This is a genomic window from uncultured Tateyamaria sp., assembly GCF_947503465.1.
Lineage (GTDB): Bacteria > Pseudomonadota > Alphaproteobacteria > Rhodobacterales > Rhodobacteraceae > Tateyamaria.
Map to the genome: position 1 here is coordinate 2,282,941 of NZ_CANNDN010000001.1, position 26,328 is coordinate 2,309,268.

Genomic DNA, 26,328 nt, shown 5'->3' on the forward strand with positions numbered 1-26,328 from the left:
CGTCAGTTTGCGGCAGACAATCCGATGGTCAAGACTTCGGACGCCGACTTGTACGCATCAGGCGTGCCGTCAATCAGGTTGGCCGCGCGGAACGCAACGCTGTCGGCCACTGGGGCACCCGACAGGGTTGGAATGCTTGTCGCAATCTCTGTCAGCCGGTTCTTGAGGCCGTCGGCATCCGCACCGCTTGCGTCACTGGCATATCCGGCCAACTGATCGCGCATCGCCTTCAACTCGTCCGCGACCTCTTCCATCGCGACATCATCGGGTCGGGCCTCGATATAGGTGCGGATGGCCCAGGCGGCCTCCTGCCCCAACAACTCTCCAAAGGCGGGCATCTTGGTAATACCGTTCTGGGTATAGCCTTCGACAAAACGCTCAACATACCATTCGTCGCCGTATTCTTCGGCCTCAAGGAACCTCAGGTCGGGGGCCAGACCGCCCGAAACAACCTCAAGCCCGTGGCAGCGTGCGCAGTTCTGGTTGTAGCCCGACGCGCCGATCTCGACGGCGCGCAGCCAGGTTTCCTCGCCCACCTTGTCGGCGCGATAGGGGTTTTCGGTCAACCAATCCCCTTCGATGGTGGGCAGGCCAGTCGTATCGACCGCTTGGGGTGCGACATCGCCATGGGCCACCGCCAGGGTCGCTGCAACGCTCATCGCGCCGGCCATCCAAAGCTGTTTTCTGGTCTTGCTGTTCATCACATGCCTCCCTGACATGGGTGCTCCTCTTGCCTTCTGTCCTACGCCACCAGATCGGGGGGCGGTATTGGACTTTGGTTGTGCGGCCAAAGGAGTAAGACCATGGTCCTATACACACTCATTTCCGGCGCACGCTAGCGTTGCGATAACGGGAGGACGATCGTGAAACACCTTGCCTTGGGTGCGCTCGTGGGGGCTGCGCTGGCCGCGCCCGTCAGTGCGGAAATCACTTTGACCATCGGATATCTGCGGGTCGAGCAGCCCATCCCCCCGACCTTGTCGAACCTTGACCCGATCCCGGAAAACAACGGGCTTGCAGGCGCGCAGACCGGTCTGGCGGACAACCTGACAACCGGAAAATTCCTGGGGCAGACCTACGAATTGACAGTGACCGAGGTGTTCGAGGGCGAAGACGCGCTTGCCGCTGCCCGCGACCTGCTCGCCGTGTCGCCCTATCTGGTGATCGACGCCGCCGCCCCGGACATCACCGCCATTGCCGATCTGCCAGAGGCAGATGGTGCCGTCTTGTTCAACACCTCTGCCGGTGATCTGGCCCTGCGCGATACCGAATGCCGCGGCAACCTGCTGCATACGCTCGCCTCTGACGCGATGCGCACGGATGCGCTGGCGCAGGTGCTGGTGAAAAAACGCTGGGACGATCTGGTGATGATCACCGGGACGCATGATGCCGACACCAGCTATGCCCAGGCCATGCGCCGGTCCCTGACCAAGTTCGGCCTGTCGCTTGAGGGCGAAAAGGAATGGGCGTTTGACGCCGACATGCGCCGCAATGCCAGCGAGGAGGTTCCGCTCTTCACGCAGGATTTCGGCGACTACGATGCGTTGATCATCGCGGACGAAGTGCACGATTTCGGGCGCTATGTCCTTTACAACACCTGGCAGGCGCGGCCGGTGGTCGGCTCGGAAGGGTTGACCGCCGTGGGCTGGTCTCCGGTGATCGAACAATGGGGCGCTGCGCAGTTGCAGTCCCGCTTTGAAAAAGAACACGCGCGCGAAATGACCGCGCAGGACTATGCCGCCTGGGCCGCCGTGCGTACGCTGGGCGAGGCGATGACGCGCACCAACGCGACCGATCCCGAAACGCTGCGCACCTACATCCTGTCTGACCAGTTCGAACTGGCAGGATTCAAGGGCCGTCCGCTGACCTATCGCGACTGGAACGGCCAGTTGCGCCAGCCCATCGCCATCGCGCACCCGCGTGCGCTGGTGGCACAGGCGCCGCTGGACGGGTTCCTGCACCAAATCAATGAACTAGACAGCCTGGGGCTCGACCGCCCGGAAAGCAATTGCGAGGCATTCCAATGATACGATTGACCGCGATATTCTCTCTTCTGGCCTCGACCGCGATGGCAGGCGAAATTTGGGTCACCAACGAAAAAGACGACACGATCTCGGTCATCTCGACCGAAACGCTCGAGGTCATCAAGACCTACGACACAGGCGAACGCCCGCGCGGCATCCTGTTTTCCAAGGATTACAGCCGCGTCTACATCTGCGCCTCGGACAGCAACGCGGTGCAGGTCATGGACCCGAACTCGGGCGAGATCCTGCATGAACTGCCATCAGGCGACGACCCGGAACAATTTGTCCTGCACCCCAACGATCGGCACCTTTATATCGCCAACGAAGACGACGCGATCACAACCGTGGTGGATGTCGAAACCCGCAAGGTGATCGCGCAGATCGACGTGGGCGTCGAACCCGAAGGGATGGCCGTGTCCCCCGATGGCACCATCGCGATCACCACGTCTGAAACCACGAACATGGCCCACTGGATCGACACGGAAACACAGGAACTGTTCGCTAACACATTGGTCGACAGCCGCCCGCGCCATGCCGAGTTCATCAAGGACGGGGCCGAGATGTGGGTGAGTTCCGAGATCGGCGGCACCCTCACCGTGTTCGACACCGCCACGCAGACCGAAAAGGCCAAGATGAGCTTTGAGGTCCAGGGCGTCCACCCCGACCGGGTCCAGCCCGTAGGGTTCGAGTTCACCGCCGGTGACACACACGCCTTTGTGGCGCTTGGGCCGTCCAACCACGTCGCCGTCGTCAATGCCACGACCTACGAGGTCGAGGAGTACATCCTTGTCGGGCGTCGGGTCTGGCACATGGAATTCAACGAAGACCGGTCATTGCTGTTCACCACCAACGGCGTGTCGGGTGACGTGACGGTTATCGACGTGGCAAAACGCGAAGCGATCAAGTCCATCAAGGTGGGCCGCTTCCCTTGGGGGGCTGCGTTCCGCCCCACCGGTTCTTAACCCGCAAACTGGAGAACACGCATGAAAACCCTGGCCCTGATCGCCGCAATGTCGCTTGCCGCACCGACACTTGCACTGGCGGATGACGATGATGGCCCCAGCTTTGGCGCCGCGGGTCTGCTGGGCGGCAGCAACAAGGAAGACCTGCCGCCGATCATCCTGTCGGCGGGCGAACCCATCGCGCCCGAAGGCCCTTGGGAATTGCAATCCGGCACCTATTACGAATTTGAAATCCAGGGTGACGGCAGCCAGGAACTGGCGCTCGTGGGGCCCGAGTTCTTCCGCGCCATCTGGATCGACGAGATCGTGGTCGAGGGTCTCGAAATCCGCCCCCTCGGCCTCGACAGTATCGAGTTCGACGAGGCGGGCGAGATGGAAATCGGTTTCGTCGCGATTAAACCCGGCGCATACTACATCAAGATCCCGGGCACGTCGGGCGAAACGCAACGGTTGGACATCACCATTAAATGACAGGACTTGAGGCGCGCGGCCTCAGCTATGCCTACGGAGACAAGCAAGCGCTGGACGATGTGTCGTTCAGCGTCTCTTCGGGTGTCTTCTGTGCCCTTCTTGGCCCCAACGGCGCGGGCAAGTCCACGCTGTTCAACCTGCTGACCCGCCTGTTTGTCGCGCCCCACGGTCAGATCGTGATCGCAGGGCACGACCTGCGCACGGCACCGCGCGCGGCGCTGGCCCAGCTGGGGATCGTGTTTCAGCAAACCACACTCGATCTGGACCTCACGGTCCGGCAGAACCTGGGGTACTTCGCGGCCCTTCACGGCTTGTCGGGGCGCAGCGCCCGCACCAGGATCGACGGCGCGCTCGATCAACTGGATATGCGCGACCGCGCCGATGAAAAGGCGCGCGCACTGAATGGCGGACACCGGCGACGGACCGAAATCGCTCGCGCGCTCTTGCATGATCCCGGCGTCCTGCTGCTGGACGAACCCACCGTGGGCCTGGATGCCGCCGCACGCGCGTCGATCACCGACTATGCCCACACGCTGGCGGATGCAGGCAAGACAATCCTCTGGGCCACCCACCTCACGGACGAGGTGCGGCCCGAAGATGACCTGATCGTCCTGCACAACGCGCGTGTCTATGCCAAGGGCACTGCGCGGGCCATTGCCGCGGACATGACACTTCAGGATCGCTTTTTGTCGCTGACCGGGGTCGGCACATGACGGCCTATCTCACCTCTTTGCGGGCCATCGTGCTGCGCGAGGCGCTGCGCTTTATCCACCAACGCGAACGGTTCATCGCCGCGCTGGTCCGCCCGCTGGTCTGGCTGCTGGTCTTTGCGGCCGGGTTCCGCGCGGCACTCGGGCTCAGCATCATTCCACCCTACCAAACCTACATCACCTACGAGACCTACATCGTGCCCGGCCTCTGCGGCATGATCCTGCTGTTCAACGGCATGCAATCCTCGCTCAGCCTTGTCTACGATCGCGAAATGGGCTCGATGAAGCTGCTGCTGACCGCGCCCCTGCCCCGGTGGTGGTTGCTGCTGTGCAAGCTGATGGGATCAACGGCCATCTCCATCCTTCAGGTCTATGCGTTCCTCGCCATCGCGGCGGCCTTTGACATCCGCATGCCGGGCTGGGGATACGTCACCGTATTGCCGTCGCTGATCATCGCCGGTCTGATGCTCGGGGCGCTGGGGCTGCTTCTGTCCAGCTTCATCAAGCAACTGGAAAACTTTGCCGGGGTCATGAACTTCGTCATCTTCCCGATGTTCTTCTTGTCCTCCGCGCTCTACCCGCTGTGGAAAATGGCCGAAAGCTCGGAACTGCTGCACGACATCTGCGCGGTGAACCCGTTCACGCACGCGGTCGAACTGATCCGCTTTGCGCTCTACATGGACTTGAACGCAACCGCGCTGGGGTGGACGGCTCTGGCCACACTGGCCTTCGCGGCCGCAGCGCTTGTGGGCTACGATCCGGCCCGCACCCGCATCGGGAAACGCGGTTAGACCGGCCTGTCGCTGACAATGGTTGCAGGCGTCCCGCCCAGGGTCACGATGCGGTCCGCCAGATGCTGCGCTTCATCTGCCACGTGGGTGACAAGAATGGTCGCAACACCGTGCCTGGCCCGCAACTGTTCAAACAACACCATCATCTCGCGGACCAGATCGGGGTCCAGCGACACAAATGGTTCGTCCATCAACAACAGATCGGGCTTCACGGCAAAGGCACGGGCCAGGGCCAGGCGGCGCTGTTGCCCAAGGGACAGTTGATTGGGAAAGTCCAGGGCGCGCGGGCCAAGGCCCACCTCGGTCAGGGCCGTGTTCACCGCACTGTCCGACGCGCCCGTCGTCAGCGCCACGTTCTGGGCCACCGTCCGCCACGGCAACAGGGTGGGTTCCTGAAACACCATTGCGCACGTACCATTCAGCGCACAGTCGCCATCATACTTCGCCTCAAGCCCGGCAATGACCCGCAAAAGCGACGACTTGCCAATGCCCGACGGACCCACAAGGGCAAGCGTTTCACCCGGGGCCAAGCGCAGGGATACGTTCCGCAAGACAGGCTTGCCCTGATAGGCCAGCCCGCGCAACCGAAGGTCAAGAAGCGGCGGCGTCACCTAGCTGCCGGGTTGCAGGAACGTACCGGCAGGCAAGGTGCGGGCCGAACCCACCAGGTCTTCGCCGCCCAGCTCGACCATCAGCGCAAGCATGCGCGCGGCGGCCTCTTCATCCACCGGGCCTGCCTCGGGAATTCCGGCACGGAACCCCGCCTTCAACGCGTCGAACTGCGCGTCGGTCTTTGCATTCATCTGGTCGCGCAACCGGTCCCACTCTGCTTCGTTCGATGCCAGTAAATCCTTCGCATCGCGCGACGCGGCGGCCAGACCGTGCACAAGGGCCGGGGTCTCGCGCAGCATCTCGCCCTTGACGACATACCCCAAAAGCGGCGTGTCCGGGTCAAGGCCCAGCGCGGTCGCGGCCTCTGCCACGTCCACCAGCTTGCGCATGCCGGACGCTTCCATCTTGGCAAGGAAGTGCCAGAAGTTGATGGCGGCACCGACCTCGCCGGACAGGGCGGACTTGAAGATCAGCGGCGGCGCGGCAAATACCTGTTCGGTCGTCGCCTCAAGGTCAATGCCCGCCGTGTGTGCTGCATAGGCACGCAGGATCAACCAGCTTTTGTCCAACGGACCGCCTGCAATCCCGATCTTGGATCCGGACAGATCGGCAATGGATTGCGCCGGGCTTTCCTTTGGGACCATCATTCCGCCCACGGCCTTGGAATAGGGAATGAACACGTAATCCTTGCCTGCCGCCCGCTGCCGCGCGACCCACAACCAGTCGGACACGATGACGTCGGCCTCGCCCCCTTGAAAGGCGACCTTGGCGGCTGATCCTCCGGCAACACCCTGCACCTGCAGATCAAATCCGTGGGCGGCATCAAACCCGTGGTGCTTGATCGTGTTCAATTCCCAATTCACCGTTCCGAACTTCAGGACCGACACGCGCAGCGCCTGCGTCTCGGCCCAGGCCGCAGTGGTCAGCACGGCGGCGGCCACCGCCCCGATCAGCGTTTTGAAAAACATGGCGTGATCCTCCCGTATCACAGAAATCGTAGCAGCATCGCGCGCCGCCGGAATACGACCAAAGGCGCAGACCTAGTCGATGACCAGCCGTGGCAGCCAGTGACTGTCGGGATCGCTTTCATGCAGGTCGGACGGGTCCAGCGGGCGCAGGTTGCCCGCCTCGGGTGGCGCAGACAGCAGATCCATGTCCATCTCGTGCAGCGTACCGACAAGACGGCCCTCCTCCTGTTCCAGCTTGTAGTAGATACCGTTCCACATGTTGATCCCGTACTCGGTCGCGCCTTTCCAAAGGAACAGGAAATCATATTCCAGATCGGTCAGGTCTGCGCTGACATTCCGCGCGATGTCATAGGGATATGGCACATGGCACCAGTGCTTTCGCGGGCCTTCAAGACACCGGAACGGACGCATCGACAAAAAGTGGTCGGTAAACGGGGCGTCCAGCATCTCGACCTCGTAGTCCCCGCTTGGGGCAATCCGGACCGTGGCAATGTCGATGCGGGTGCCGTCCCCCGATTCGAGCGACACGGTCTGTGTCCCGGCCCACGCCACCTGGACAATCGCCATCACGGCAAGTGGCAGTGCTTTCAACATCCCTGTGCCTCCCTGCCGCCAGATTACGCGCACCCAAATCGACTCGCTGCGCGACCAAAGTCGCAAGGCTCCTGTCAAGTTCCTTGGGGTCTTACGACCATTGGCCAATACCTGCTTGGCCCGTTTGCGCAAATAATTGGCACAGGGCGAAAGCTGTGCGCCACCTGTTGGTCGCTTTCGCAGGAACTGCCCACCAACGGGTTTTGGGAGGAAAACACATGAACAGATTTATTGCAGCTGCGGTCGCGGGGGTGCTGGCCACGACACCCGTCTTCGCCGAAGGCGTGACCGAGGAGATGCTGGCGAATGACACCGCCTCGACGGACAACGTGCTGACAAACGGCATGGGCCGCCATCTCCAGCGCTATTCGCCGCTCGACATCCTCAACAAGGACAATGTCGACAACCTGGTGCCCGCCTGGGCCTTCAGCCTCGGCGGTGAAAAGCAGCGCGGCCAGGAAACCCAGCCCATCGTGCATGACGGTGTGATGTATATCACCGGCTCCTACAGCCGGATGTACGCCATCGACGTCAAGACGGGCGAAGAGATCTGGCAATACGACGCCCGCCTGCCCGAAGGCATCCTGCCCTGCTGCGACGTGGTGAACCGGGGTGCGGCCATCTATGGCGACAACATCTACTTCGGCACGCTCGATGCCCGCATCGTGGCGCTGAACGCCAAGACGGGCGACACGGTCTGGAACAAGAAGATCGCCGACTACAAGGCCGGCTACAGCTATACGGCGGCCCCGCTGATCGTGGACGGTCTGGTCATCACCGGCAACTCCGGCGGTGAATTCGGCATCGTCGGCGCGGTCGAGGCGCGCGACGCCGAAACGGGCGAACTGGTCTGGTACCGTCCCGTGATCGAAGGTCACATGGGCATGCTGAACGGCGAAGAAAGCACCATGACCGGCACGCTGAACGCGACCTGGCCGGGCGACATGTGGAAAACCGGTGGTGGTGCCACGTGGCTCGGTGGCTCCTATGACGCGGACACCGACACGCTGGTCTTCGGCACAGGCAACCCCGCGCCCTGGAACTCGTGGTTGCGCGATGCGGGCCAGAACAATGACGGTTCGGGTGACAACCTCTATGCCGCCTCGCGTCTCGGGATCGATCCCAAGACCGGCGAGATCAAGTGGCACTTCCAGACCACACCGCGCGAAGGCTGGGACTATGACGGCGTGAACGAAGTGGTGGCCTACGAAAACCGCGCGGGCGAAAAGCGTTTCGCCACGGCGGACCGCAACGGCTTCTTCTACGTCCTGAACCGCGAAGACGGCGCATTCGTGCGCGGCGTGCCCTTCGTCAAGGACATCAGCTGGGCTGACGGGCTGGACGAAAACGGGCGACCCATCTTTAATGAGGCGAACCGGCCCGGTGATCCGGCCGAAGCCGCAGACGGCAAGAAAGGCGAGGTTGTCTTTGCATCGCCCTCGTTCCTTGGGGGCAAGAACTGGATGCCCATGGCGTTCAGCCAGCGCACCGGCAACTTCTACGTGCCCTCGAACGAATGGGGCATGGACATCTGGAACGAACCGATCACCTACAAAAAGGGTGCCGCCTATCTCGGGTCGGGCTTTACCATCAAGCCCAACTACGAAGACCATATCGGCAGCCTGAAGGCGATCGACCCCGACACCGGCGAAACCAAGTGGGAGTTCAAGAACGACGCCCCGCTCTGGGGTGGCGTGATGACCACGGGCGGTGGCCTCGTCTTCACCGGCACCCCCGAAGGCAAGTTCATCGCCTTCGATGACGAGACCGGCGAAGAACTGTGGTCCTTCCAGACCGGCTCGGGCATCGTGGGTCAGCCCATCACCTGGGAACAGGACGGCGAACAATATGTCACCGTCATCTCGGGCTGGGGCGGTGCCGTTCCGCTCTGGGGCGGGGAAGTGGCCAAAAAGGTCAACTACCTGAACCAGGGTGGCATGCTCTGGACGTTCCGCCTGCCGGAACAGCTGGCCTCGGCCAACTGATACCTGCGCAAAACCGTATCGAAACGCCCTCGCATCCGCGGGGGCGTTTTGCGTTGGACGTAGTACCTTTTGACAAGTGACCGATCGGACATGGCTGGTCTAAGCTGTGCCTATGTCGCTTCAAACCTCACCGCTGTCCGATCCCTCCGAAACCAAGGTGCCGCAAGGCTGGGCGCTGGTGATTGATGATCATCCGTTGTTCTGCGATGCGCTTGAACTGACGCTCCGGTCGGTGGCCAATTTCGCACGGGTGGTCACCGCCGACAGCCTGGAACGCGCCCTTGAAAAGCTGGGCGAAGACGTACCCCCCACATTGATTCTGCTGGATCTGAACCTGCCGGATGTCGACGGGCTGGACGGGCTCATGCGGCTCAAACGCACGGCTGACGCGACGCCGGTGATCATTGTGTCGTCCATGACGGACAATTCGATCATCGCCAATTCAATCATCGCGGGTGCGCAGGGGTTTGTGCCCAAACACTCGCACCGGTCCGTCTTCCGCGAAGCCATCGAGACGATCGCCGCGGGCGATATCTACAAACCGTCCGGCTTTGTCGAAGGCAATGGCACGGACCCGAAAGAAGACCACCTGACGCGGCTGACCTCGCTGACCAATCAACAGGCCCGCATTCTTGAACTGATCTGCGAAGGCAAGCTGAACAAGCAGATCGCCTATGACCTGTCCATCGCCGAAACCACGGTCAAGGCACATGTGACCGCGATCATGCGCAAGCTTGGGGTCCAAAGCCGGACCCAGGCCGTGCTGGTCGCGCAAGAAGCCAAGTATTCAAAGGTCTTGCCAAGTCCCGAGTGACGCTCGTATCCTGAGCGCCAGGGAGAACTCAAATGACATTGCAGTCCAAAGCCGACAGGCTTGAAGGACGTGCCGTGGCGGACCAGTACGCTATATTGCGAACTGGTGAAGTGCGCGCTTCAACGACGTCGCCTGTAAAACATCTCAAACGCAAACTGGGTGACAGCCCCTTTGCGCTGGTCGCGCTGTTCGTGACACCCATGATCGACTTTCAAAGCGTCGTCGACGAAGCCGCAGACCTGTTTCCCGACACGGATGTGCTGGCCTGCACGACGGCCGGGGAAATCGGCACCACAGGGTACGAAGAGGGGCTTGTCGTTGCTGTTGGGTTCCCGTCTGACGGGTTTGTCACGACATCGCTGATGATCGAAGACATCAGCGCGCTCGACACCCAATCGACCATCGATCGGATCACGCTGGAACGGATGGCGCTGCGGGACAAGACGCCGGGGCTTGATGACAACTTCGCATTTCTCGTGGTTGATGGCCTGTCGCTCAGCGAGGATACACTCGCCGCCACCATCGCGCCCGCCCTTCGGGACTTTCCGATCTTTGGCGGCTCTGCGGGCGACGGCACCAGCTTTGCCCACACCTATGTTGCGTTGAACGGAAAGGTGGCCACCGACGCGGCCATCCTGACATTGGCCCGCAGCCGGTACCAGACCCGCGTGTTCAGTCTGAACCACCTGATCCCGGGCGACACGCAGATGGTTGTTACGGGCGCCGACCCGGCCCGAAGAATCGTCAAGGAAATCAACGCCGAACCCGCCGCACGTGAATATGCGCGACTTGTGGGCAAGGACCCGGACCAGTTGGATCGTTTCACCTTTGCCTCGCATCCGGTCGTGGTTCGGATCGGCAACACCCACCACGTGCGGGCGATCCAGCAGGTCAACGAGCATGGGGAACTGGTGTTCTTTTCCGCCATTGACGAAGGCATGGTGCTGACTGTTGCGTCGCAGGAAAACCTGTCGGCGCATCTGGAAAAGAAGCTGACGGAACTTGGCACGCCGAACCGGCCGGTAAACATCATTGGCTGCGATTGTATCCTGCGTCGGATCGAGGCCGAACAATCCCAGCAGACACGGCAAATCTCGGACGTGCTGAGCGCGCACAGGGTGACCGGCTTTTCGACCTACGGCGAACAGATTGGCCCGCTGCATGTCAATCACACAATGAGCGGCGTTGCGTTCTACCATCCGGCACCGCATGGCAAGGCGAACGGCGAGTGTCCCTGATCAACCCACAGGATTCGCTTGAGCGGCAGAACGAAAAGCTGCTCCAGATTTCGCAGGCGCTGATGCGCCGGGTCGAACAGAAGACCGAACAATCCGGGTTTGCCTACCAGCAATTCGAACGCGCCGCATTGCTGGAATCCGAGGTGCGCGAACGCACCCGCGATCTGGAACGCACGCTGGATCTGCTCCAGGATTCGAATGCCCGTCTTGAACAGGCCAATCTGGAAACCGAAACGGCCCGCGCCAACCTGACCGAGGCAATCGAGACGATCAACGAAGGCTTTGCGCTGTTTGATCAGGACGACCGGCTGGTGCTGTACAACAGCCGGTTCTGCCGCGACCTTCAGGATGTCGAGGCGATCCTGCACGAGGGTCTGTCCTTCAACGACTATGTCACCTCGATCTCGAACAGCCGCTTTCTCGCCCTGCCGGACGGAGAGACACCCCATGACTGGGCGCAGTTGCGTCTGGAACGGCACCGCGAAGAGCACGTGGTGTTCAACGTCAGCCTGATCTGGGACCGATGGTTGCAAGCCTCGGAACACAGGACGTCGCGCAATGGCACGGTGATCCTGCAAACCGACGTCACCGACATCATCCGCATGGAACGGCAGGAACGCGACAAGATGCGTCACCAGCAGGCGCGCAAGTTGCAAGCCACGCTGGACCACCTCAACCAGGGTGTCTGTATCTTTGACCACGACAAGACGCTGGTGGGCTGGAACAAGCGGATGGACCGGCTGCTGGACGTGGCCCCGGTACGCACCCGCCGCAAGCTGACCTTTGACGACCTGATGGAACAGTTTCAGGAGGAACTGACCTTCGACACCGGCTTTAGCGCGGACCATCTGATCGACTGGACCCGACGCACCCGTCCGCGCGACCCCATCGCGTTCGAGGTGACGCGCAAAGGTGACCAGATCTATAGCATCTTTGCACAGGAAATGCCCGACCGCGGTTTTGTGATCAGCCTGACGGACGTCACGTCTGAACGCGCCGCCACGCGTGCGCTGGCAGAGGTCAATGAAAAGCTGGAGGGATGGGTCGAGGCGCGCACGGCCGAGCTGGAAGAGGCGCTGTCGGATGCCGAACGCGCCAACGCATCAAAGTCCCGCTTTGTCGCCGCGGCCAGCCACGATCTGTTGCAGCCCCTGTCGGCGGCCAAGCTGTTCGTGTCGTCGATCTCGGACCAGACCGACAACCGCGCCATCAAGGAAGTGGTCGCCAAGACCGAAACCGCGCTGCAAGGTGTCGAACAGATCATCGAGGCGCTGTCGGCGATCTCGAAGCTGGACGCGGGCAAGGCGGTGTTCGAGGTACAGCCCGTGTCGCTGACCGAAATCTTCAATCCGCTGCGCGACGAACTGGCGCCGACCGCCCGCGCCAAGGGGTTGACCTTTTCGCTGGTGCACAGCGGACTGACAGTGGTCAGCGACCCCGGATACTTGCGGCGGATCGTGCAGAACCTGCTGTCCAACGCCATCCGCTACACCACCACGGGCCGCATCCTTGCCGGTGTGCGGCGTGTCGGCAGGTTCGCCCGGATCGAGGTCTGGGATACCGGCTGTGGTATTCGCGAGGAAGACCAGCAAACCATTTTCCAGGAGTTCAAGCAGCTTGGCTCGGGCCCGGCGAATGGCGGTCTGGGGCTTGGCCTTGCCATTGTGGAACGGGCCTGCAAGGGCCTTGATCATCCGTTGGAGATGTGGTCGGAGCCGGGGATCGGCAGTTGTTTCAGCCTTGTCGTCCCGGTCTCGGCCCCGACCACCCGGATGCTGAGCCCCTTTGCAAGCCAGGGCCCCACCGTCGAACGTGACCTCAAGGGGTTGCTGGTGATGCTGGTGGAAAACAACCGCAGCGTCGCACAGGCCGTGACGCACCTGATCGAAAGCAGCCGGGGCGAGGTTATCCTGGCGGAAACGGCCGAAGAAGCGCTGGCGACCATTTCCGAAATCGACCTGGTGCCGGATGTATTCCTGCTGGACTATCAACTGGGTGACGGCATGAACGGCATCCAGCTTTACGAACATATCCTGCGCACGTACGGCCCTGTTCCTGCGTCGATCGTGTCGGCGGACCGGACTGCCGAACTGCGGGCGCACTGCAAGCGGCTGAACCTGAACATGCTGGCGAAACCGGTGAACGCGCAGCGGCTTTATGCCTTTCTGAGAGACGGGCTGTGAGGGGGGTCTTGCAGCGTATTCCACGGTCAGTCGGCCGGGACTGACGATGTGTCCCCGCGGGGACACGTGTTTCGGCGCGGTGACCGGATCTTAACCTATTTGAGATTGTCGCGGCGTGACAGACACTTGACCCTGCGGCCGTTGCATTGAGGCGATTTTAACCGTCGCAATGACAGACTGACCTACGAAGCAGGGCGGGTCGCGTTTTCGCCCACCGGACACCCCGAAACAATCCGATCTGACCGCGTTTTTCGGCAAGACGCGCCTGATGCCCACACGGGGTCGCATGGGCATCAGCGTGTCTTTTCACGGTGCGGTCAGGTCAGCCACGCGTCGGTGCCTCGACCTCGGACCAGGCTTCGACCATTTCGGGCATGCGGGCACCCTGAACATCGATTGCGGCGATCTGACCGTTCAGGTCCGCCAGTTCATCCGCAGTGAACGTGATCCCGCTGGCACCGGCGTTTTCAAGCATGTGCGGCATCTGGGTCGTGCCGGGGATCGGCACGATTGTCGGGCTTTGCGCCAGCAGCCATGCGAGTGCGATCTGGCCCGGTGCCGCATCCTTGCGGTCGGCCCATGTGCGGGCAAGTTCGACCAAAGCCATGTTGGCCGCCCGGTTATCCATGTCCATCCGGGATGTGCCAGCGCGGAAATCACCGGGCGCAAAACTGGTGCCCATGTCGATGGCCCCGGTGAGAAAGCCGTAGCCCAGCGGGCTGAACGGGACAAAGCCGATGCCCAGGTCCTCGCACAGGGCCAGCAACCCGTTCTCCGGTCCGCGCCACAGCATCGAATATTCGTTCTGCACCGCCGCGACCGGCAGTTCCGCATGGGCGCGGCGCAACGTGTCGTGGCCCATTTCCGACAGCCCCCAATGCAGCACCTTGCCTTCGTCCATCAGGTCCTTGACCGCACCGGCGACATCCTCGATCGGGACCTCGGGATCGACGCGGTGTTGATAGAGAAGATCGATCCGATCCGTGCGCAAGCGGCGCAGCGACCCTTCGACCGACTTCTTGATGTGGTCCGGGCGGCTGATCAGCCCCGGTGCCCAAGCGCCGGTTTCAAGGTCCACGTTGAACCCGACCTTGGTCGCGATCTGGATCTGGTCACGTATCGCGCCGGTGGCTTCGCCCAGGATGCGTTCGGAGTCGTGCGGGCCATAGACCTCGGCGGTGTCAAAGAAGGTGATCCCCTGATCGAATGCCGTCTTGATGATGTTGTGCATCTCGGCCCGGTTGGGAATTGTCGTTTCGAAGGTTCGGCTGTGGTTCTGCACGCCGAGGCCAAGCGCGGAAACCTCAAGATCGCCCAGCATCCGGCGGCCGGTCGTCCCGGTTGCGCCACTGCTGGTCGCCGTGGATTGAGCGCGGGCGGAACGGGCGGCGATGCCGCCCAGCGCCATGGCGGCGGCGCCTGCGGTCAGAAGCGAACGGCGGGTGGTGTTGATTGGATTGGTCATGTGATTGGTCCTTGGATCAGGGAATTTTCAGACGTGAGCGTAAGTGGCGGTGTCAGCTGCCCGGTGTGTTGCGGACAACCGCGTTGCCGGACCAGCCCGCAACCCGCGCGTTCGCAGGGATCGTCGCGGGTTGCCCCCTGAGAAGCGTGTCCACAGTGATGGCCATCCCGGACAGCGATGCGTCTTCGGCAGGTGCCGGTGTGGCGGTGACCATCACCGTCGCCAGGACAGGTGCAGTAGGTGAGCGTTTCATCAGATGTCTCCATCGTGTTGCGGCGATGAGAGATATCTGGGGGTGCAGTTACATAATTGGAAATTCTATAATGATATGGAAATCATGCCTCAGTGGCATCAATCGCTTGAACGATATGTTGCAGGCGTTGCGCCAGTCCCCCTGCAGGTTTGCGGGCCGCAAAGAGGAACTGGATCGGGACGGACACACCCCGGACCTTGTAGAACCGGACATTGCGCGGTGGCCGGTGGGTGTTGGCGACATTGACAAACGCGCACCCGACCCCTGCCGAGACGAGGCTGAGTATCGTCGTTTCGGTCTCCGCCTCTTGCACGACAACCGGATCGAACCCGATGCCGGAGAGCGCCCCAAAGAGCGCGTCGTGATATCCCGGCGCCACTGACCGGGGGAAAGAGACGATCGGCAACCCGTCGATGTCGTCCAGGTCCAGTGGACCGTCCGTGTCGAACACCAGATCCGCAGACGCCGCCATGACAACATCATCCGTGCGCAGCGGCAGGAGAGTCAGTGCATCCACAACCAGGTTGGGTTGGGGATAGACAAAGCCCACATCGAGTTTGTCCGTCAGCAACGCGTCGATCTGTTCAACCGATCCCATCGGAACAACGTCCAGCCTGACATCCGGGTAGGCCCGCGCGAACCTGCTGAGGGCGATGGGCAAGTGCCCGGCCCAGGACGCGCTTTCCAGCAACCCGATCCGCAGGTGGCCAGCTTCGCCCTTGTCGATGCGCCGCGCTTCCTCTGCCGCATTTTCCGAGGCCGCCAGGACGGCACGGGCCCGCGCGGCAAAGGCGCGTCCGGCATCCGTCAGGACCACGCGCCGCCCTTCGCGCAGCAACAGGTCCACGCCCACGTCCGCTTCGAGATCGCGGATCTGACGGGAGACGGCGGGCTGGGCGATGTTCAGCCGGTCGGCCGCGTGGCTTATGCCCCCGTGATCTGCCACAGCCACAAAATACCGCAAATGCCGAAGCTCCATCATCCATACCTATGCGTTATGATTTACGTGTATATTTAGCATTGGTTGATATCATTCAAAAGTGCCATTCTTTGGTCGTCGCACCCGGAGTTGGAACAATGCCCCTGCACCGCCTGTCTGGTCCGTTTGTGGGCGTCCTGACCATCCTGTGCTGGTCGGCCTACAACGTCGCGGCCAAACACGGGATCGACACCGGCATGTCGCCCGAAGCACTGGTCTTTCTGCGGTTTTCGGTGCCGGGCATCGTGGCCGTGCCGGTGCTGTTGATCCTTGTCGCGCGGGGCAGGACCCTGGGCATACCGGTGTCCCGTCTGTTGGTTCTGGTGCTGTTGGGCGGCCCGCTGTTTGGCCTTGCCGCTGTCAGTGGATATGTGCACGCCCCGCTGTCCCACGGATTGCTGTTTGCGCCGGTGGCCGTGTTTCTGATGAGCAGCCTGCTGGGACGCCTGCTGTTGCGCGAGCCGGTGACAGGCCGCCGCATGGGGGCCGCCGCGCTGATGTTTGCGGCGCTCGCGATCCTGGTGGGGTTGGACATGCGGGCCGTTGGCACCGCGTGGAGCCAGGGGGCCGCATTCTTTGTGCTGGCGGGCGCGATGTGGGGTGCCTACATCGTTTTGCTGCGCCATTGGTGCATTCCCATGCCCGAAGGGGCCGTGGGCGTGGCTGCGGGTGCCGCCCTTGTCGCGCTGCCCGTTCTGGGTGCGGCCGCAGTTGAGACGTTGCGTACGGCACCGGCTGCCGAGATTGCCCTGCAAGCCCTGATGCAGGGCGTCGTTGGCGGCGTGATCAGCGTCGTGGCCCTGATCGGTGTGGTGCGGACCCTGTCCGTGCACACCGCGTCGTTGCTGCCCGTGTTCACGCCGGTTGTTGCCCTTGGCATCGCATATGTCCTGTTTGGCGCGGTTCCGTCGGGTGCAGAAGTGGCGGGTGTTGCGATCATAGCCATCGGATTTGTCGTCAGTCTGGGCCTGCGTGTCCCCGAAGGCTGGTCAAACCGCGTGTCCCATGCACATCGTTGAGCCAGACGCATCCACAGCAAGGCGTTCACAGTGATGTCGCAAGGCACCGACACTTTCGAGACGGAATCCGCGGCCCGCCTGATCCGGGCGGAGCAGACGGGGCTGCGTCTGGCCATTGCGTGCCGCACGCTTGTGACCGGGCTGGCCTTTGCGTGGTATGTCGGTGCCCCGCTTCTGTTCAGCGGGTTCGAGCCGCGATTTGCTGCGATCCTTGTCCTGCTGGTGTTCACGGCCGTGGGCGTGGCCCATCTGGCGGCGATCGGCACACGGTTTGATCGGTGGTGGATGAAATATGCCGTCTACGCCCTGGACACCCTGTCGATCTGCGCGACCTTTGCGCTGATCCCGATCAGCCGTGCGGACGACGTGCCCCAGATCATCGCGTTCCGCGCCTATGGCATCTATTACCTGTTCCCCCTTGTCGCCATCGCCTGCCTGAGCCTGTCGTGGCGGTTGGTCCTGTGGACCGGCGCACTGTGCGTTGCCGGTTGGTGGGGCGCGTTCCTGTGGGTATCGACGCGCATGGAGAATTCCTTGTCCTGGGCGGACATCCCCGCAAATGCGACGCGACAGGATTACGAGACGGTGTTCCTGTCCATGGACTTTATCGGACGGGGAAACCGGATCGAAGAGACCGCGATGATCATGTTTGCGGCCCTTGCCCTGGCCGTCGCGGTCTACAGGGCCCGCAGCGTGTTCTTTGCCCAGGTGGCATCCGAACTGGAATCACGCCAGGAACGATCAGCCCGGGAACGCGTCAGCACGCTGTTCGGAAAATACGTACCCGCGGACATCGCCAATTCGCTGATCGAAAATGACGGACGCATGCGTCCGCGCCGTGCGGCGGGCACTGCGCTGGTGATGGATATCGCAGGCTTTACCGCCTTTTCGTCTCGGCATACGCCCGAGCATGTCATCACCGTGCTGGATGCCTTTCTGTCGGACGCGACGGAGGCCGTTTCCGAACAGGGGGGCACCGTGATGTCCTATCTGGGTGACGGGTTCCTGGTGACGTTCAATGCGCCCATCAGCATCCCCGACCCGGCCCGCGCGGCAGTTGCAACCGCGACAAGGTTGGTGGAGGTCGGCAAGGCGCATGGCTTTGGCATCCGCGTCGGGATTGCCAGCGGCGATCTGGTGACCGGCACGATTGGGTCGTCCGAACGCCAGTCCTTTACCGTGTACGGCGACGCGGTGAACCTGGCCGCGCGGCTGGAAAGCCAGTGCAAGCGCCTTGGCGTTCCTGTTCTGGTCGATGCGGATACGCGGGCCGCCTGTGGACCGTCCGCGCCACTTGCAACGCTTGGCGTGCAACAGATCGACGGGTTGGTTGGCGACGTGCCGGTGTTTGGCCTGTCGGATACTGCGGGTGGCTAAGCGCTTTTCCTGCGGATGCCGCCGGGGGTTTCGCCAAGCTGCTTGGTAAAGGTCGAGGTCATGTGCGCCTGACTGGAAAACCCGCAGGCATAGGCCACTTCGGACAGGGGCATGTCCGAGGTCATCAGATATTCGGTCGCCCGGTGCAGCCTGCGACCAATCACGAATTGATGCGGGCTTGCCCCTGTGGCGGCCTTGAAGGCCTTGGAAAACCTGAACACATCCTGTTTCAGAACAGATGCCATCATGGACAGGTCGATGTTGCTTTCGAGGTTGCCTTCGACAAAGTCGGTGATTGTCTTGAGATCGCGTTGCGACAATTCATGGTCGGTCTGCGTGCGTTTCTGTTTTGAAAACGTCCGCAACACCTCGGATGCCACCATCAGGCCAAGGGTTTCGGATTCGATGTTCGTGTCCAGGTCGTTCTGCATCATCGCTTCGAAATGCAGAAGGATCAGATGGGCAATCCGTGGATTGTGCCAACCGAAGCGGGGTTCAAGATCGCCGACAGTGTCAAAACCGATGTCGGACTGTATGACCTGGGCAAACACGTCCTTGTGGATCGCGATGCAATCCGTCTGCGTGCGCCCCTGAAACGCATATTCCGCGTTCGTATTGGCCGTCGAGAACCCAAGCACCCCCGAATGCACCATGGCGGTCATTTCGACATTGTCCTGCCGTGTGACCACATGCCCGTTCGCGTGGCGCTGCAATGTCAGGTCGTACTTGTCATCGGCGGGTACAATCGCCTCGTGATCGCCCACGGTGAAGCGGGCGCAACTGACCGGTAGGTTGCGATCAACAAACACCGCATGAAGGTTCAATTCATCCGGATTGACCGAAACCGAACACCGTTCATATCCCGCAACTGGCGGCAGATTCCGGGTCATATCAGATGCTCCTTACGCGTCGTGCAGTATTGCGCCATCATGGTCGCTATCCACCCCTGCCTGGCGCTGCCAACGCAACCCCAAAGTCATTCACATCAAAAAAGACTGTCTCAGACCGAAGATTTGTCTGTCCCGCGCGCAGTATTTATCAGGTTCTGGCGCAGATATTTCAGAGTCTTGCAGTTGCGCTGTCTCTCATGTCTTTTCGCACTTTAGCGCATGACCGACCGGTCCTTGCGCCTTGGTCGGGTTGGGCCGTCCCCCCTCAGGCCGCGAGCGCCCGACCGTCTTGACGCAAAAGGTAGAGCGATGCCCCGACAATAAAAGCCGACCCCAGAAGCATAGAGCCCGGCGGCATGAACCCGAACACGGCGATCCCCAACACGACGTTCACCGGCAGTTTGAGGTGATCAAACGGTTGCAGGAAGCTGGCATCCGCGACGCTGTAGGCCGACGCCAGCGTAAATTGCGCCAGGCCGGTCAGGATGCCGGCCGCGATGGCAATGGCCCAGGCCCCCCCGACCATCGACAGATCACCCGCACCCAACGCAACGGTCAGGTTGATCGGCGTCAGCAGCAGCATGACGTAGAAGGTGATCGTGGCCGGGCTTTCCGTTTGCGTCAGCCGCTTCATCAACAGTGAGGCTATGGCCCACAATGCAGCCGCGATGACGGGCAGGATCGCATAGAGCGTGAACCTGTCCGACCAGGGTGACAGTATGATCATCCCGCCCAAGAACCCGGTGGCAACCGCAATCCAGCGTTCCACCGCGATCCTTTCCCGCAGGAAGATACGCGCGCCGATGGTCACGAAGAACGGGGACAGCATGGCAAGTGCAATCGCCTGCCAGATCGGAACATGTGCCAGGCCCATGACCCAGAACTGAATCCCTGCCGCGGCAAAGACGACCTGGATCAGGTGGACCGGAAAGTGTCGCGTCGCGAGCGGTGCAAGGCCCTTTGCCGTGATCAGCGGCAACATGAAAAGGAACGCGACGGCGTATTGCCAGAAGGCCACCGTGGTCGATTGCAGCCCCGCGCCCATCGTGGCGTATTGCACCAGGGTGTTGGCCCCGGCAAAGAGCGCCCCCGTCGTCACCATCAACGCCGCACCACGGATAGCAGGCCTGCGCATCTGCATCGCAGCGATCATGGATTTGGCCCTGAGGGTGATGGAAACGGTACTTTAGGGTCGATATTCATTGGATCCAATTGTTTTTATTATATATTTCGCAAGGTCGATATAGTACGTTGTGCGTATCATATTTTGCGCAACATGAATTTTATGTAAGGTTAGCGCGCGACCCGGAAAAGTCCCGCACCCGGCGGGCAGGCAAAAAAACCCGGGCACGCAGGCCCGGGCAAGTCCAACAGGGAGGTGCATGTTTTGCCGCGGGGGCCCCGACATGCGCGGGCTTCGTGCCGTTAACCTGTGCCAAGGCGAAAGGTTCCGCTTTGACCCAGATCAATCTCAGGCCATCAGACGGTACCCACCGGATTCGGTCACAAGAAGGCGCGCATTTGACGGATCTGGTTCAATTTTCTGACGCAAGCGGTAGATGTGCGTTTCCAATGTGTGGGTCGTGACACCGGCATTGTAGCCCCATACCTCGTGCAGCAGCACGTCGCGGGCCACCACGCCTTCGGTCGAACGGTAGAGGAACTTGAGGATGTTCGTCTCTTTCTCGGTCAGGCGGATTTTGCGGTCGTCTTCGGTGACCAGCATTTTGACCGATGGTTTGAATGTGTATGGCCCAAGCGTGAACACCGCATCTTCGGACTGTTCGTGCTGACGCAGTTGGGCTCGGATGCGGGCCAGAAGCACAGGGAACTTGAACGGCTTGGACACATAGTCATTGGCCCCGGCATCAAGGCCCAGGATCGTGTCCGCGTCGGTGTCGTGGCCCGTCAGCATCAGGATCGGCGATTTGACCCCCTGCTTGCGCATCACGCGGCACAGTTCGCGCCCGTCCGTGTCGGGCAGGCCAACATCAAGGATGACAAGGTCATAGATTGCTTCCTTGGCCTTGACCAATGCGTCCTGGCCGTTGCCGGCTTCGAACACATCGAAGTCTTCGGTCATGACCAATTGTTCGCTGAGCGCTTCGCGCAGGTCTTCGTCGTCATCGACCAGCAGGATCTTTTTCAGTTGTGCCATTGGCCTTACCTCCGCTTCGTGTTGAAGGATAGATGCGCTTTGGGGGCGAATTCAGCAAGTTATGCCCCATTTGTTTCACGCCCATGTGTCGGGGAACGGGCAAATGTTTCAATTCTCTTGCGATTTGCTTATGTCGGGCGGGCGTAGACGAGGATTTGTTACATGGGGCTGGGCCCGGATATCGTGGAGATGTTGGCGCGGGCACGGGCCGATCTGCGCATGGGGGTGCCCGTTGTCATATTGGGCGAACGGTCTGTGCTGGCCGTGGCGGTCGAGACGTTGACCCCTGCCCGGCTGGAAACCATGCGCGCCCTGGAGGGCGATCTGACACTGGCGCTGACAGGATGGCGGGCCGAGACGTTGAAGGCGCGAACCTATGATGGTGATCTTGCCCGCATCGCCGTTCCGGATGCCGCCGCCCTGGGATGGCTGCAATCGCTTGCTGATCCGGCTGACGACCTGTCGACGCCCATGAAGGGCCCCCTGCGGTCCCTGCGCGACGGTGATGCGGCACCGCACCGCGCGGTGCTGCAATTGTGCAAGGCCGCGCAATTGCTGCCCGCAGCGCTGTGTATCGAGATCGAGGACGGCCTTGGCGTTGCGGTGCGCGAGGGATTGACCGCCGTGCCGCTGACGCTGGCCGCACCTCTCTTGGGCGGGTCGAGCCTGTTGCACCCTGTGGTGCAGGCCCGACTGCCGGTCGAGGCATCCGAGGCCGGACGATTGCACGTGTTCCGGCCCGAAGATGGTGGCGAAGAACATTACGCCTTTGAAATTGGCCGCCCAGACCGCAGCAAACCCGTGTTGGCGCGGCTGCATTCGGCCTGTTTCACGGGCGACGTGATGGGCAGTCTGAAATGCGATTGCGGCCCGCAACTGCGGGGTGCCCTGGCCCAGATGGGCGCAGAGGGCGCGGGTGTCCTTTTGTATCTGAACCAGGAGGGGCGCGGCATTGGCCTTGCCAACAAGATGCGCGCCTATGCCTTGCAGGATCAGGGGTTTGATACCGTGGATGCCAATCACCGCCTGGGTTTCGAAGATGACGAGCGCAATTTTGAGCTGGGATCGGATATCCTGAAGTCATTGGGATTTGGGGCTGTGCGCCTGCTGACCAACAACCCCCGAAAAGTGGTGATGATGGAAAAAAGCGGCATCGCCGTGACCGAACGCGTGCCACTGAAGGTCGGCGAGAACCGGTTCAACCGCGCCTATCTGGCGACCAAGGCCGCGAAGTCGGGGCATCTGTTGTGACGCCCTTGGATATGGTGGTCACGCTGCGCCGCATGCGCTTTGCCGGGCGGTGGTTTCCCTGCACGTTAGGCAAGGGCGGCATCACAGACAGCAAGCGTGAAGGGGATGGGTCCACACCACGCGGTCTGCACCGGATTGTCGGAATGCTGTACCGTCCAGACCGCATGGCGCGCCCCGCAGATTGGGCGCTGCCCATAAGGCCCGGCGATCTGTGGTCAGATGATGCAGGGGACGAAGACTATAACCAGATGGTCCGCGCACCCTATGACCATAGTCACGAGCGGTTGCGCCGGGCTGATCCGCTTTATGATCTGGTGATCCTGACGGACTGGAACTGGCCCTATGCCGTGAAGGGGCGTGGGTCAGCCATATTTATCCACCGTTGGCGCAGGCCCGGATATCCAACCGAGGGCTGTGTTGCGTTGCAGCCCAACGATTTGCGTTGGATCGCGCCCCGGATCCGCTTTGGCACCCGACTGATTGTCCGCTAGCGGTTGGGCAGACCTGCCCTGCGCCGTTGCGCGCGCAGTTCGGACCTGGACGGCAGTGATGCGATCAATTCGTCCAGCCCCGCCAGCACATTCGCATGCACGCGGCCATAGCGTCGGCGCGGATAATCGGGATCGTCGTTTTCCGCGGCCCATTTTCGGGCGCATGTCATGGCTTCGATCCAGTCATCGCGGTCCCCACCCAGCCACTGGTTGATGGGACGCGCCACCGTTTCGCTGAGTGACGCAAAAAGGGCGGGGCCGCCATCGGGCGGCTGGTTTGGATTGGCGAGTAACAGCAGGCGCGCGCGGAATTGCCCCCGATACATGACGCAACCGGCCTGTACCCGCTTGCCCGCGTTGAACAGCTCAGCCGCGCGTGCGTAATCATCCCAGGCGCTGGGTGTGATTGGCCCCGGCGTCACGGATTGGGCAAAGACAAGCGTTGGCCAGAAGAGACCGAGAAAGACCAAATACCGCATCACTGCACCTCCCTTTCGCCGAATATAGCAGATCCCACGCGCACATGCGTGGCCCCAAGCGCGATGGCGTTTTCGAAATCGCTGCTCATGCCCATGGAGAGGCCCGCGAGACCGTTGCGCGCCGCGATCTTGGCCAGCAAAGCAAAGTGGAGCGATGGTTCTTCGTCAATGGGCGGGATGCACATCAGGCCCTGAACCGGCAGATCCAACGCAAGACAATCTGCGATGAATGCATCGGCGTCGGCGGGCTGTACGCCGGCCTTTTGTGGTTCTTCGCCGGTGTTGATTTGCAGGAACAGGTCCGGGCAATGGCCCAACTCTTGCGCCAGGCGCGCGATGGCCTTGGCCAGTTTGGGTCGGTCCACGGAATGGATCGCCTGAAACAGGTCCATCGCCTGACGGGCCTTGTTGCTTTGGAGCGGGCCGATGAGGTGGACATCTACATGCCCATACTGCGCGCGCAGGTCCGGCCACTTGCCCGCAGCCTCTTGCACCCGGTTTTCGCCAAACAGGCGGTGCCCCTGATCCAGAACGGCTGTTATCCGTTCGAGCGGTTGCACTTTGCTGACGGCGATCAGATGGACATCGGCAGGTGAGCGCCCCGCCTTTGCACATGCGGCGTCAACCTTGGCAGAGATTTCAGACAGAGACATCGTGTGCACCTATCGCGTTGGGATCACGGCGCAGAAAGCACGACAGGATCACAAATGCAAAGGGCTGAAACGAAAAGGGGCAGGCCATAGGCCCGCCCCAAATCGTCAGTGAGTGTTCAACTATTAGAAGTTGAAGACCACACCCAGGTCGGCGAAGGTGTCGCCCTGGATTTCGCCAACACCACCGCGCAGCGACACACCGCCGCCCAGCGAGTGGCGGAAGCCGATGCCGTAGGATTCTTCATCAGCTGCACCGTCACCGGCATCTGCGAATGCAAAGCGGATTTCGGTTGCCGCGCCGACGTCGTACTTGACCGAGAAGCCGTACGAGGTGTCGGGGTTGGCGTCGTAGTCAGCGATCAGGATCGAGAACGCGAATGCGCCGATCTCACCGCCGAACGACAGAGCGTAGAAGTCGTTGTCAACACCAGCGGACGCGACTTCAGCAGTCACGGCACCAGCAGCGTCGATGGTTTGCGTTGTGATATCGGAGTCTTCGTTACCGAACGCGACACCAACCGAGTAGTTGCCGAAGTTATAGCCGAAGCCGATCTGGTACTCTTCACGCTGTTCCAGAACCCGCGTACCAGCCTGTGCTGTGTCCGAGGTGTCGCTGGTGACCAGAGCCGAGTCGTCGGTGATCGATGCCGAAACGGTGAAGTCGCCAGCAGTGTAGCGCAGTTTCACGGTCGGAGCGATACCTGTGCCGGGATCAGATGTGCCGAAGCCGGAAGCAGGCAGGCCGAACGACGTCGATTGTTCGATCGACGAGGTCAGACCAACGCCGAAGCCGTAGTAGTCAACAACGTCGCCGGAGTCGATAACGTCAGACACGTGACCCACGTCCAGACGGAAACCGCCGGTCGACACGGCAAAACCGGCTGCCGAGTTGTTGGCGACGTTCGAGTTGCCCTGCGCTTGGTCGTCTGTTTGGAAACGAATACGACCTTCGAATTCCAGGCCGTTGTCGGATGTTGTCGTACCTGTTGCCGTCAGACGGAAACGCTGTTCGATGCGCAGTTCGTCTGTTGTGGCGGAGTCGTTGCCTTCATCATACAGAAGGCCGAAGCGGCCAAAGCCGCCAAAGCTAACTTCCGCAGCTGCCATGCCTGTGGTGGCGATCAGCGCGGTTGTAGCGAAGAGAACTTTTTTCATGAGTTTTCCCTCGGTTTTCAGTCACACGCCCTAACCGGGGAATCCGGCGAGGGGATGAATGCTGTCTCAACCATTTGCCGGGGCATCTCAAGCGACGCATCATACACGGGCCGCAATTCCGGCATGGTTGGTGCAGCTTTGCCACAGTCCTGCCGCATCCCCATTCATCGCATTATAGTAGCCGAACATGCGCAAGCGCCCGTCTTGCGAGCCTGTAGCAACTTGTCTATCACGGTGCGCAACGAACAGGGGTTGGGAAGTCCTATGGGCAAAACACGAGTGGTGGGCCGGTTGGCCGTTCTGTCTTTTGCGGTGTTTCTTACCGCGTGTGGCGGCCGTGTGGGCGTGACAGACCCCGACTCGGAACGGATTGTCGGCGACGGTGACAGCGCGCGCGAGCGGGATATTCGCACCGGCACAACGCTGGGCGAGGCGCTGCGCGCAAGGCGCAACCAGGAATCCATCGTTCGCGTGAACAAATACATCTGGTCCGCGACCCTGCAGGTCCTCGACTTCTTGCCAATCCAGTCGGTTGACCCGTTCACCGGCGTGATCGTCACCGGCTTTGGTACGCCACCCGGCGGCGGCCGGGCCTACCGAGCAACCGTGTTGATCGGTGACCCGGCCCTTGACGCGCGGTCGTTGAACGTGGCGTTGCAGACCCGCAATGGCCCGGCCAGCGCCGCGACCGTGCGCGCCATCGAAGACGCGATCCTGACACGGGCCCGCCAACTGCGCGTGGCGGACAACCGTCTATAGGCCCTTTCACGACACATCATTCCACACTATCAGATGCGCCGGGCCAA

The 26,328-nt window shown here is 61.6% G+C and carries 27 protein-coding genes; 14 read left to right on the forward strand and 13 right to left on the reverse strand.

The genetic code is table 11. From position 1 onward, the window contains the following. Positions 1 to 2: 2 nt before the first annotated feature. Positions 3 to 701, reverse strand: coding sequence for a cytochrome c-550 PedF (pedF, locus tag Q0844_RS11375; RefSeq protein ID WP_299044825.1), 699 nt, complete (start codon positions 699 to 701; stop codon positions 3 to 5). 162 nt (positions 702 to 863) lie between these two features. Here pedF and Q0844_RS11380 point away from each other — a divergent pair, with 162 nt between their 5' ends. Genes Q0844_RS11380 through Q0844_RS11400 form a run of 5 tightly spaced genes read left to right on the forward strand, consistent with a single transcriptional unit; the run spans position 864 to position 4,958 of the window. Continuing rightward, complete coding sequence (locus tag Q0844_RS11380; protein ID WP_299044827.1) at positions 864 to 2,027, forward strand: ABC transporter substrate-binding protein; 1,164 nt, start codon at positions 864 to 866, stop codon at positions 2,025 to 2,027. Next, on the forward strand, positions 2,024 to 2,986 hold the full coding sequence (locus tag Q0844_RS11385; protein ID WP_299044828.1) for a YVTN family beta-propeller repeat protein: 963 nt from the start codon (positions 2,024 to 2,026) through the stop codon (positions 2,984 to 2,986). The genes Q0844_RS11380 and Q0844_RS11385 overlap by 4 nt, the downstream gene beginning before the upstream one ends. A gap of 21 nt (positions 2,987 to 3,007) precedes the next feature. Then, on the forward strand, positions 3,008 to 3,457 hold the full coding sequence (locus Q0844_RS11390; protein ID WP_299044829.1) for a hypothetical protein: 450 nt from the start codon (positions 3,008 to 3,010) through the stop codon (positions 3,455 to 3,457). Then, positions 3,454 to 4,170, forward strand: a complete 717-nt coding sequence (locus Q0844_RS11395) for an ABC transporter ATP-binding protein (RefSeq protein ID WP_299044830.1) — start codon at positions 3,454 to 3,456, stop codon at positions 4,168 to 4,170. The genes Q0844_RS11390 and Q0844_RS11395 overlap by 4 nt, the downstream gene beginning before the upstream one ends. Continuing rightward, positions 4,167 to 4,958, forward strand: a complete 792-nt coding sequence (locus tag Q0844_RS11400; RefSeq protein WP_299044831.1) for an ABC transporter permease — start codon at positions 4,167 to 4,169, stop codon at positions 4,956 to 4,958. The genes Q0844_RS11395 and Q0844_RS11400 overlap by 4 nt, the downstream gene beginning before the upstream one ends. Here the strand turns inward: Q0844_RS11400 and Q0844_RS11405 are convergent. From Q0844_RS11405 to Q0844_RS11415, 3 genes are all read right to left on the reverse strand, one after another. Then, positions 4,955 to 5,569, reverse strand: coding sequence for an ABC transporter ATP-binding protein (locus Q0844_RS11405; RefSeq protein ID WP_299044832.1), 615 nt, complete (start codon positions 5,567 to 5,569; stop codon positions 4,955 to 4,957). The genes Q0844_RS11400 and Q0844_RS11405 overlap by 4 nt on opposite strands. Further along, positions 5,570 to 6,538, reverse strand: coding sequence for an ABC transporter substrate-binding protein (locus Q0844_RS11410; RefSeq protein ID WP_299044834.1), 969 nt, complete (start codon positions 6,536 to 6,538; stop codon positions 5,570 to 5,572). 72 nt (positions 6,539 to 6,610) lie between these two features. Further along, on the reverse strand, positions 6,611 to 7,132 hold the full coding sequence (locus Q0844_RS11415; RefSeq protein WP_299044835.1) for a hypothetical protein: 522 nt from the start codon (positions 7,130 to 7,132) through the stop codon (positions 6,611 to 6,613). A 218-nt stretch (positions 7,133 to 7,350) separates the two neighbouring features. Here Q0844_RS11415 and Q0844_RS11420 point away from each other — a divergent pair, with 218 nt between their 5' ends. The 4 genes from Q0844_RS11420 (at position 7,351) to Q0844_RS11435 (ending at position 13,352) form a co-directional block, all read left to right on the forward strand. Continuing rightward, positions 7,351 to 9,117: a PQQ-dependent methanol/ethanol family dehydrogenase gene (locus tag Q0844_RS11420; protein ID WP_299044836.1), complete on the forward strand. Its 1,767-nt coding sequence runs from the start codon at positions 7,351 to 7,353 to the stop codon at positions 9,115 to 9,117. A 112-nt stretch (positions 9,118 to 9,229) separates the two neighbouring features. Next, positions 9,230 to 9,931 carry a response regulator transcription factor gene (locus Q0844_RS11425; RefSeq protein WP_299044837.1) on the forward strand — a complete coding sequence of 234 codons (702 nt, stop codon included), beginning with the start codon at positions 9,230 to 9,232 and terminating at the stop codon, positions 9,929 to 9,931. Between the two features lie 32 nt (positions 9,932 to 9,963). Continuing rightward, positions 9,964 to 11,169 carry an FIST N-terminal domain-containing protein gene (locus Q0844_RS11430; protein ID WP_299044838.1) on the forward strand — a complete coding sequence of 402 codons (1,206 nt, stop codon included), beginning with the start codon at positions 9,964 to 9,966 and terminating at the stop codon, positions 11,167 to 11,169. After that, on the forward strand, positions 11,160 to 13,352 hold the full coding sequence (locus tag Q0844_RS11435) for a PAS-domain containing protein (protein WP_299044840.1): 2,193 nt from the start codon (positions 11,160 to 11,162) through the stop codon (positions 13,350 to 13,352). The genes Q0844_RS11430 and Q0844_RS11435 overlap by 10 nt, the downstream gene beginning before the upstream one ends. A 322-nt stretch (positions 13,353 to 13,674) precedes the next feature. On the opposite strand, the gene Q0844_RS11440 is transcribed toward Q0844_RS11435, so the two are convergent. The 3 genes from Q0844_RS11440 to Q0844_RS11450 form a co-directional block, all read right to left on the reverse strand. After that, a complete protein-coding gene (locus tag Q0844_RS11440) occupies positions 13,675 to 14,817 on the reverse strand; it encodes an aldo/keto reductase (protein ID WP_299044841.1) in 1,143 nt (380 codons plus the stop codon). A 52-nt stretch (positions 14,818 to 14,869) separates the two neighbouring features. Next, positions 14,870 to 15,070, reverse strand: coding sequence for a hypothetical protein (locus Q0844_RS11445; protein WP_299044842.1), 201 nt, complete (start codon positions 15,068 to 15,070; stop codon positions 14,870 to 14,872). Between the two features lie 82 nt (positions 15,071 to 15,152). Then, positions 15,153 to 16,052, reverse strand: a complete 900-nt coding sequence (locus Q0844_RS11450; protein WP_366522996.1) for a LysR family transcriptional regulator — start codon at positions 16,050 to 16,052, stop codon at positions 15,153 to 15,155. A 95-nt stretch (positions 16,053 to 16,147) separates the two neighbouring features. Here Q0844_RS11450 and Q0844_RS11455 point away from each other — a divergent pair, with 95 nt between their 5' ends. Both Q0844_RS11455 and Q0844_RS11460 read left to right on the forward strand, forming a co-directional pair. Beyond that, entirely contained in the window at positions 16,148 to 17,068 is a 921-nt protein-coding gene (locus Q0844_RS11455) for a DMT family transporter (RefSeq protein ID WP_299044844.1), read from the forward strand. Positions 17,069 to 17,101: 33 nt separating this feature from the next. After that, entirely contained in the window at positions 17,102 to 18,445 is a 1,344-nt protein-coding gene (locus tag Q0844_RS11460) for an adenylate/guanylate cyclase domain-containing protein (RefSeq protein WP_299044845.1), read from the forward strand. Here Q0844_RS11460 and Q0844_RS11465 read toward each other — a convergent pair. The 3 genes from Q0844_RS11465 to Q0844_RS11475 all read right to left on the reverse strand — a co-directional run bounded on the left by Q0844_RS11465 (position 18,442) and on the right by Q0844_RS11475 (position 21,493). After that, complete coding sequence (locus tag Q0844_RS11465) at positions 18,442 to 19,335, reverse strand: AraC family transcriptional regulator (RefSeq protein ID WP_299044846.1); 894 nt, start codon at positions 19,333 to 19,335, stop codon at positions 18,442 to 18,444. The two genes, Q0844_RS11460 and Q0844_RS11465, sit on opposite strands and share 4 nt — an antisense overlap. A 265-nt stretch (positions 19,336 to 19,600) precedes the next feature. Then, complete coding sequence (locus Q0844_RS11470) at positions 19,601 to 20,488, reverse strand: DMT family transporter (protein ID WP_299044848.1); 888 nt, start codon at positions 20,486 to 20,488, stop codon at positions 19,601 to 19,603. A 318-nt stretch (positions 20,489 to 20,806) separates the two neighbouring features. Then, complete coding sequence (locus tag Q0844_RS11475; RefSeq protein WP_299044850.1) at positions 20,807 to 21,493, reverse strand: response regulator transcription factor; 687 nt, start codon at positions 21,491 to 21,493, stop codon at positions 20,807 to 20,809. Between the two features lie 162 nt (positions 21,494 to 21,655). Between Q0844_RS11475 and ribA the strand changes: the two genes are divergently transcribed. Continuing rightward, positions 21,656 to 22,744: a GTP cyclohydrolase II gene (ribA, locus tag Q0844_RS11480; RefSeq protein ID WP_299044852.1), complete on the forward strand. Its 1,089-nt coding sequence runs from the start codon at positions 21,656 to 21,658 to the stop codon at positions 22,742 to 22,744. Further along, the gene (locus Q0844_RS11485) at positions 22,741 to 23,235 is read left to right on the forward strand and encodes a L,D-transpeptidase family protein (RefSeq protein ID WP_299044854.1); all 495 of its coding nucleotides are present in this window, start codon (positions 22,741 to 22,743) and stop codon (positions 23,233 to 23,235) included. The genes ribA and Q0844_RS11485 overlap by 4 nt, the downstream gene beginning before the upstream one ends. On the opposite strand, the gene Q0844_RS11490 is transcribed toward Q0844_RS11485, so the two are convergent. From Q0844_RS11490 to Q0844_RS11500, 3 genes are all read right to left on the reverse strand, one after another. Continuing rightward, on the reverse strand, positions 23,232 to 23,714 hold the full coding sequence (locus Q0844_RS11490; RefSeq protein WP_299044856.1) for a hypothetical protein: 483 nt from the start codon (positions 23,712 to 23,714) through the stop codon (positions 23,232 to 23,234). The genes Q0844_RS11485 and Q0844_RS11490 overlap by 4 nt on opposite strands. After that, positions 23,714 to 24,367: a YggS family pyridoxal phosphate-dependent enzyme gene (locus Q0844_RS11495; protein ID WP_299044858.1), complete on the reverse strand. Its 654-nt coding sequence runs from the start codon at positions 24,365 to 24,367 to the stop codon at positions 23,714 to 23,716. Before Q0844_RS11495 ends, Q0844_RS11490 begins: the two co-directional genes overlap by 1 nt. 123 nt (positions 24,368 to 24,490) lie before the next feature. Then, positions 24,491 to 25,522, reverse strand: coding sequence for a porin (locus tag Q0844_RS11500; RefSeq protein ID WP_299044860.1), 1,032 nt, complete (start codon positions 25,520 to 25,522; stop codon positions 24,491 to 24,493). Positions 25,523 to 25,786: 264 nt separating this feature from the next. Between Q0844_RS11500 and Q0844_RS11505 the strand changes: the two genes are divergently transcribed. Then, positions 25,787 to 26,281 carry a DUF3576 domain-containing protein gene (locus tag Q0844_RS11505; RefSeq protein ID WP_299044862.1) on the forward strand — a complete coding sequence of 165 codons (495 nt, stop codon included), beginning with the start codon at positions 25,787 to 25,789 and terminating at the stop codon, positions 26,279 to 26,281. Positions 26,282 to 26,328 lie beyond the last annotated feature (47 nt).

Bases quoted from the DNA above. Each gene is read 5' to 3' on its own strand.
- pedF (WP_299044825.1), bottom strand. From the start codon at position 701: ATGAACAGCAAGACCAGAAAACAGCTTTGGATGGCCGGCGCGATGAGC.
- Q0844_RS11385 (WP_299044828.1), top strand. From the start codon at position 2,024: ATGATACGATTGACCGCGATATTCTCTCTTCTGGCCTCGACCGCGATG.
- Q0844_RS11390 (WP_299044829.1), top strand. From the start codon at position 3,008: ATGAAAACCCTGGCCCTGATCGCCGCAATGTCGCTTGCCGCACCGACA.
- Q0844_RS11395 (WP_299044830.1), top strand. From the start codon at position 3,454: ATGACAGGACTTGAGGCGCGCGGCCTCAGCTATGCCTACGGAGACAAG.
- Q0844_RS11400 (WP_299044831.1), top strand. From the start codon at position 4,167: ATGACGGCCTATCTCACCTCTTTGCGGGCCATCGTGCTGCGCGAGGCG.
- Q0844_RS11410 (WP_299044834.1), bottom strand. From the start codon at position 6,538: ATGTTTTTCAAAACGCTGATCGGGGCGGTGGCCGCCGCCGTGCTGACC.
- Q0844_RS11415 (WP_299044835.1), bottom strand. From the start codon at position 7,132: ATGTTGAAAGCACTGCCACTTGCCGTGATGGCGATTGTCCAGGTGGCG.
- Q0844_RS11420 (WP_299044836.1), top strand. From the start codon at position 7,351: ATGAACAGATTTATTGCAGCTGCGGTCGCGGGGGTGCTGGCCACGACA.
- Q0844_RS11425 (WP_299044837.1), top strand. From the start codon at position 9,230: ATGTCGCTTCAAACCTCACCGCTGTCCGATCCCTCCGAAACCAAGGTG.
- Q0844_RS11430 (WP_299044838.1), top strand. From the start codon at position 9,964: ATGACATTGCAGTCCAAAGCCGACAGGCTTGAAGGACGTGCCGTGGCG.
- Q0844_RS11440 (WP_299044841.1), bottom strand. From the start codon at position 14,817: ATGACCAATCCAATCAACACCACCCGCCGTTCGCTTCTGACCGCAGGC.
- Q0844_RS11445 (WP_299044842.1), bottom strand. From the start codon at position 15,070: ATGAAACGCTCACCTACTGCACCTGTCCTGGCGACGGTGATGGTCACC.
- Q0844_RS11450 (WP_366522996.1), bottom strand. From the start codon at position 16,052: ATGATGGAGCTTCGGCATTTGCGGTATTTTGTGGCTGTGGCAGATCAC.
- Q0844_RS11455 (WP_299044844.1), top strand. From the start codon at position 16,148: ATGCCCCTGCACCGCCTGTCTGGTCCGTTTGTGGGCGTCCTGACCATC.
- Q0844_RS11460 (WP_299044845.1), top strand. From the start codon at position 17,102: ATGTCGCAAGGCACCGACACTTTCGAGACGGAATCCGCGGCCCGCCTG.
- Q0844_RS11465 (WP_299044846.1), bottom strand. From the start codon at position 19,335: ATGACCCGGAATCTGCCGCCAGTTGCGGGATATGAACGGTGTTCGGTT.
- Q0844_RS11470 (WP_299044848.1), bottom strand. From the start codon at position 20,488: ATGATCGCTGCGATGCAGATGCGCAGGCCTGCTATCCGTGGTGCGGCG.
- Q0844_RS11475 (WP_299044850.1), bottom strand. From the start codon at position 21,493: ATGGCACAACTGAAAAAGATCCTGCTGGTCGATGACGACGAAGACCTG.
- ribA (WP_299044852.1), top strand. From the start codon at position 21,656: ATGGGGCTGGGCCCGGATATCGTGGAGATGTTGGCGCGGGCACGGGCC.
- Q0844_RS11490 (WP_299044856.1), bottom strand. From the start codon at position 23,714: ATGCGGTATTTGGTCTTTCTCGGTCTCTTCTGGCCAACGCTTGTCTTT.
- Q0844_RS11495 (WP_299044858.1), bottom strand. From the start codon at position 24,367: ATGTCTCTGTCTGAAATCTCTGCCAAGGTTGACGCCGCATGTGCAAAG.
- Q0844_RS11500 (WP_299044860.1), bottom strand. From the start codon at position 25,522: ATGAAAAAAGTTCTCTTCGCTACAACCGCGCTGATCGCCACCACAGGC.
- Q0844_RS11505 (WP_299044862.1), top strand. From the start codon at position 25,787: ATGGGCAAAACACGAGTGGTGGGCCGGTTGGCCGTTCTGTCTTTTGCG.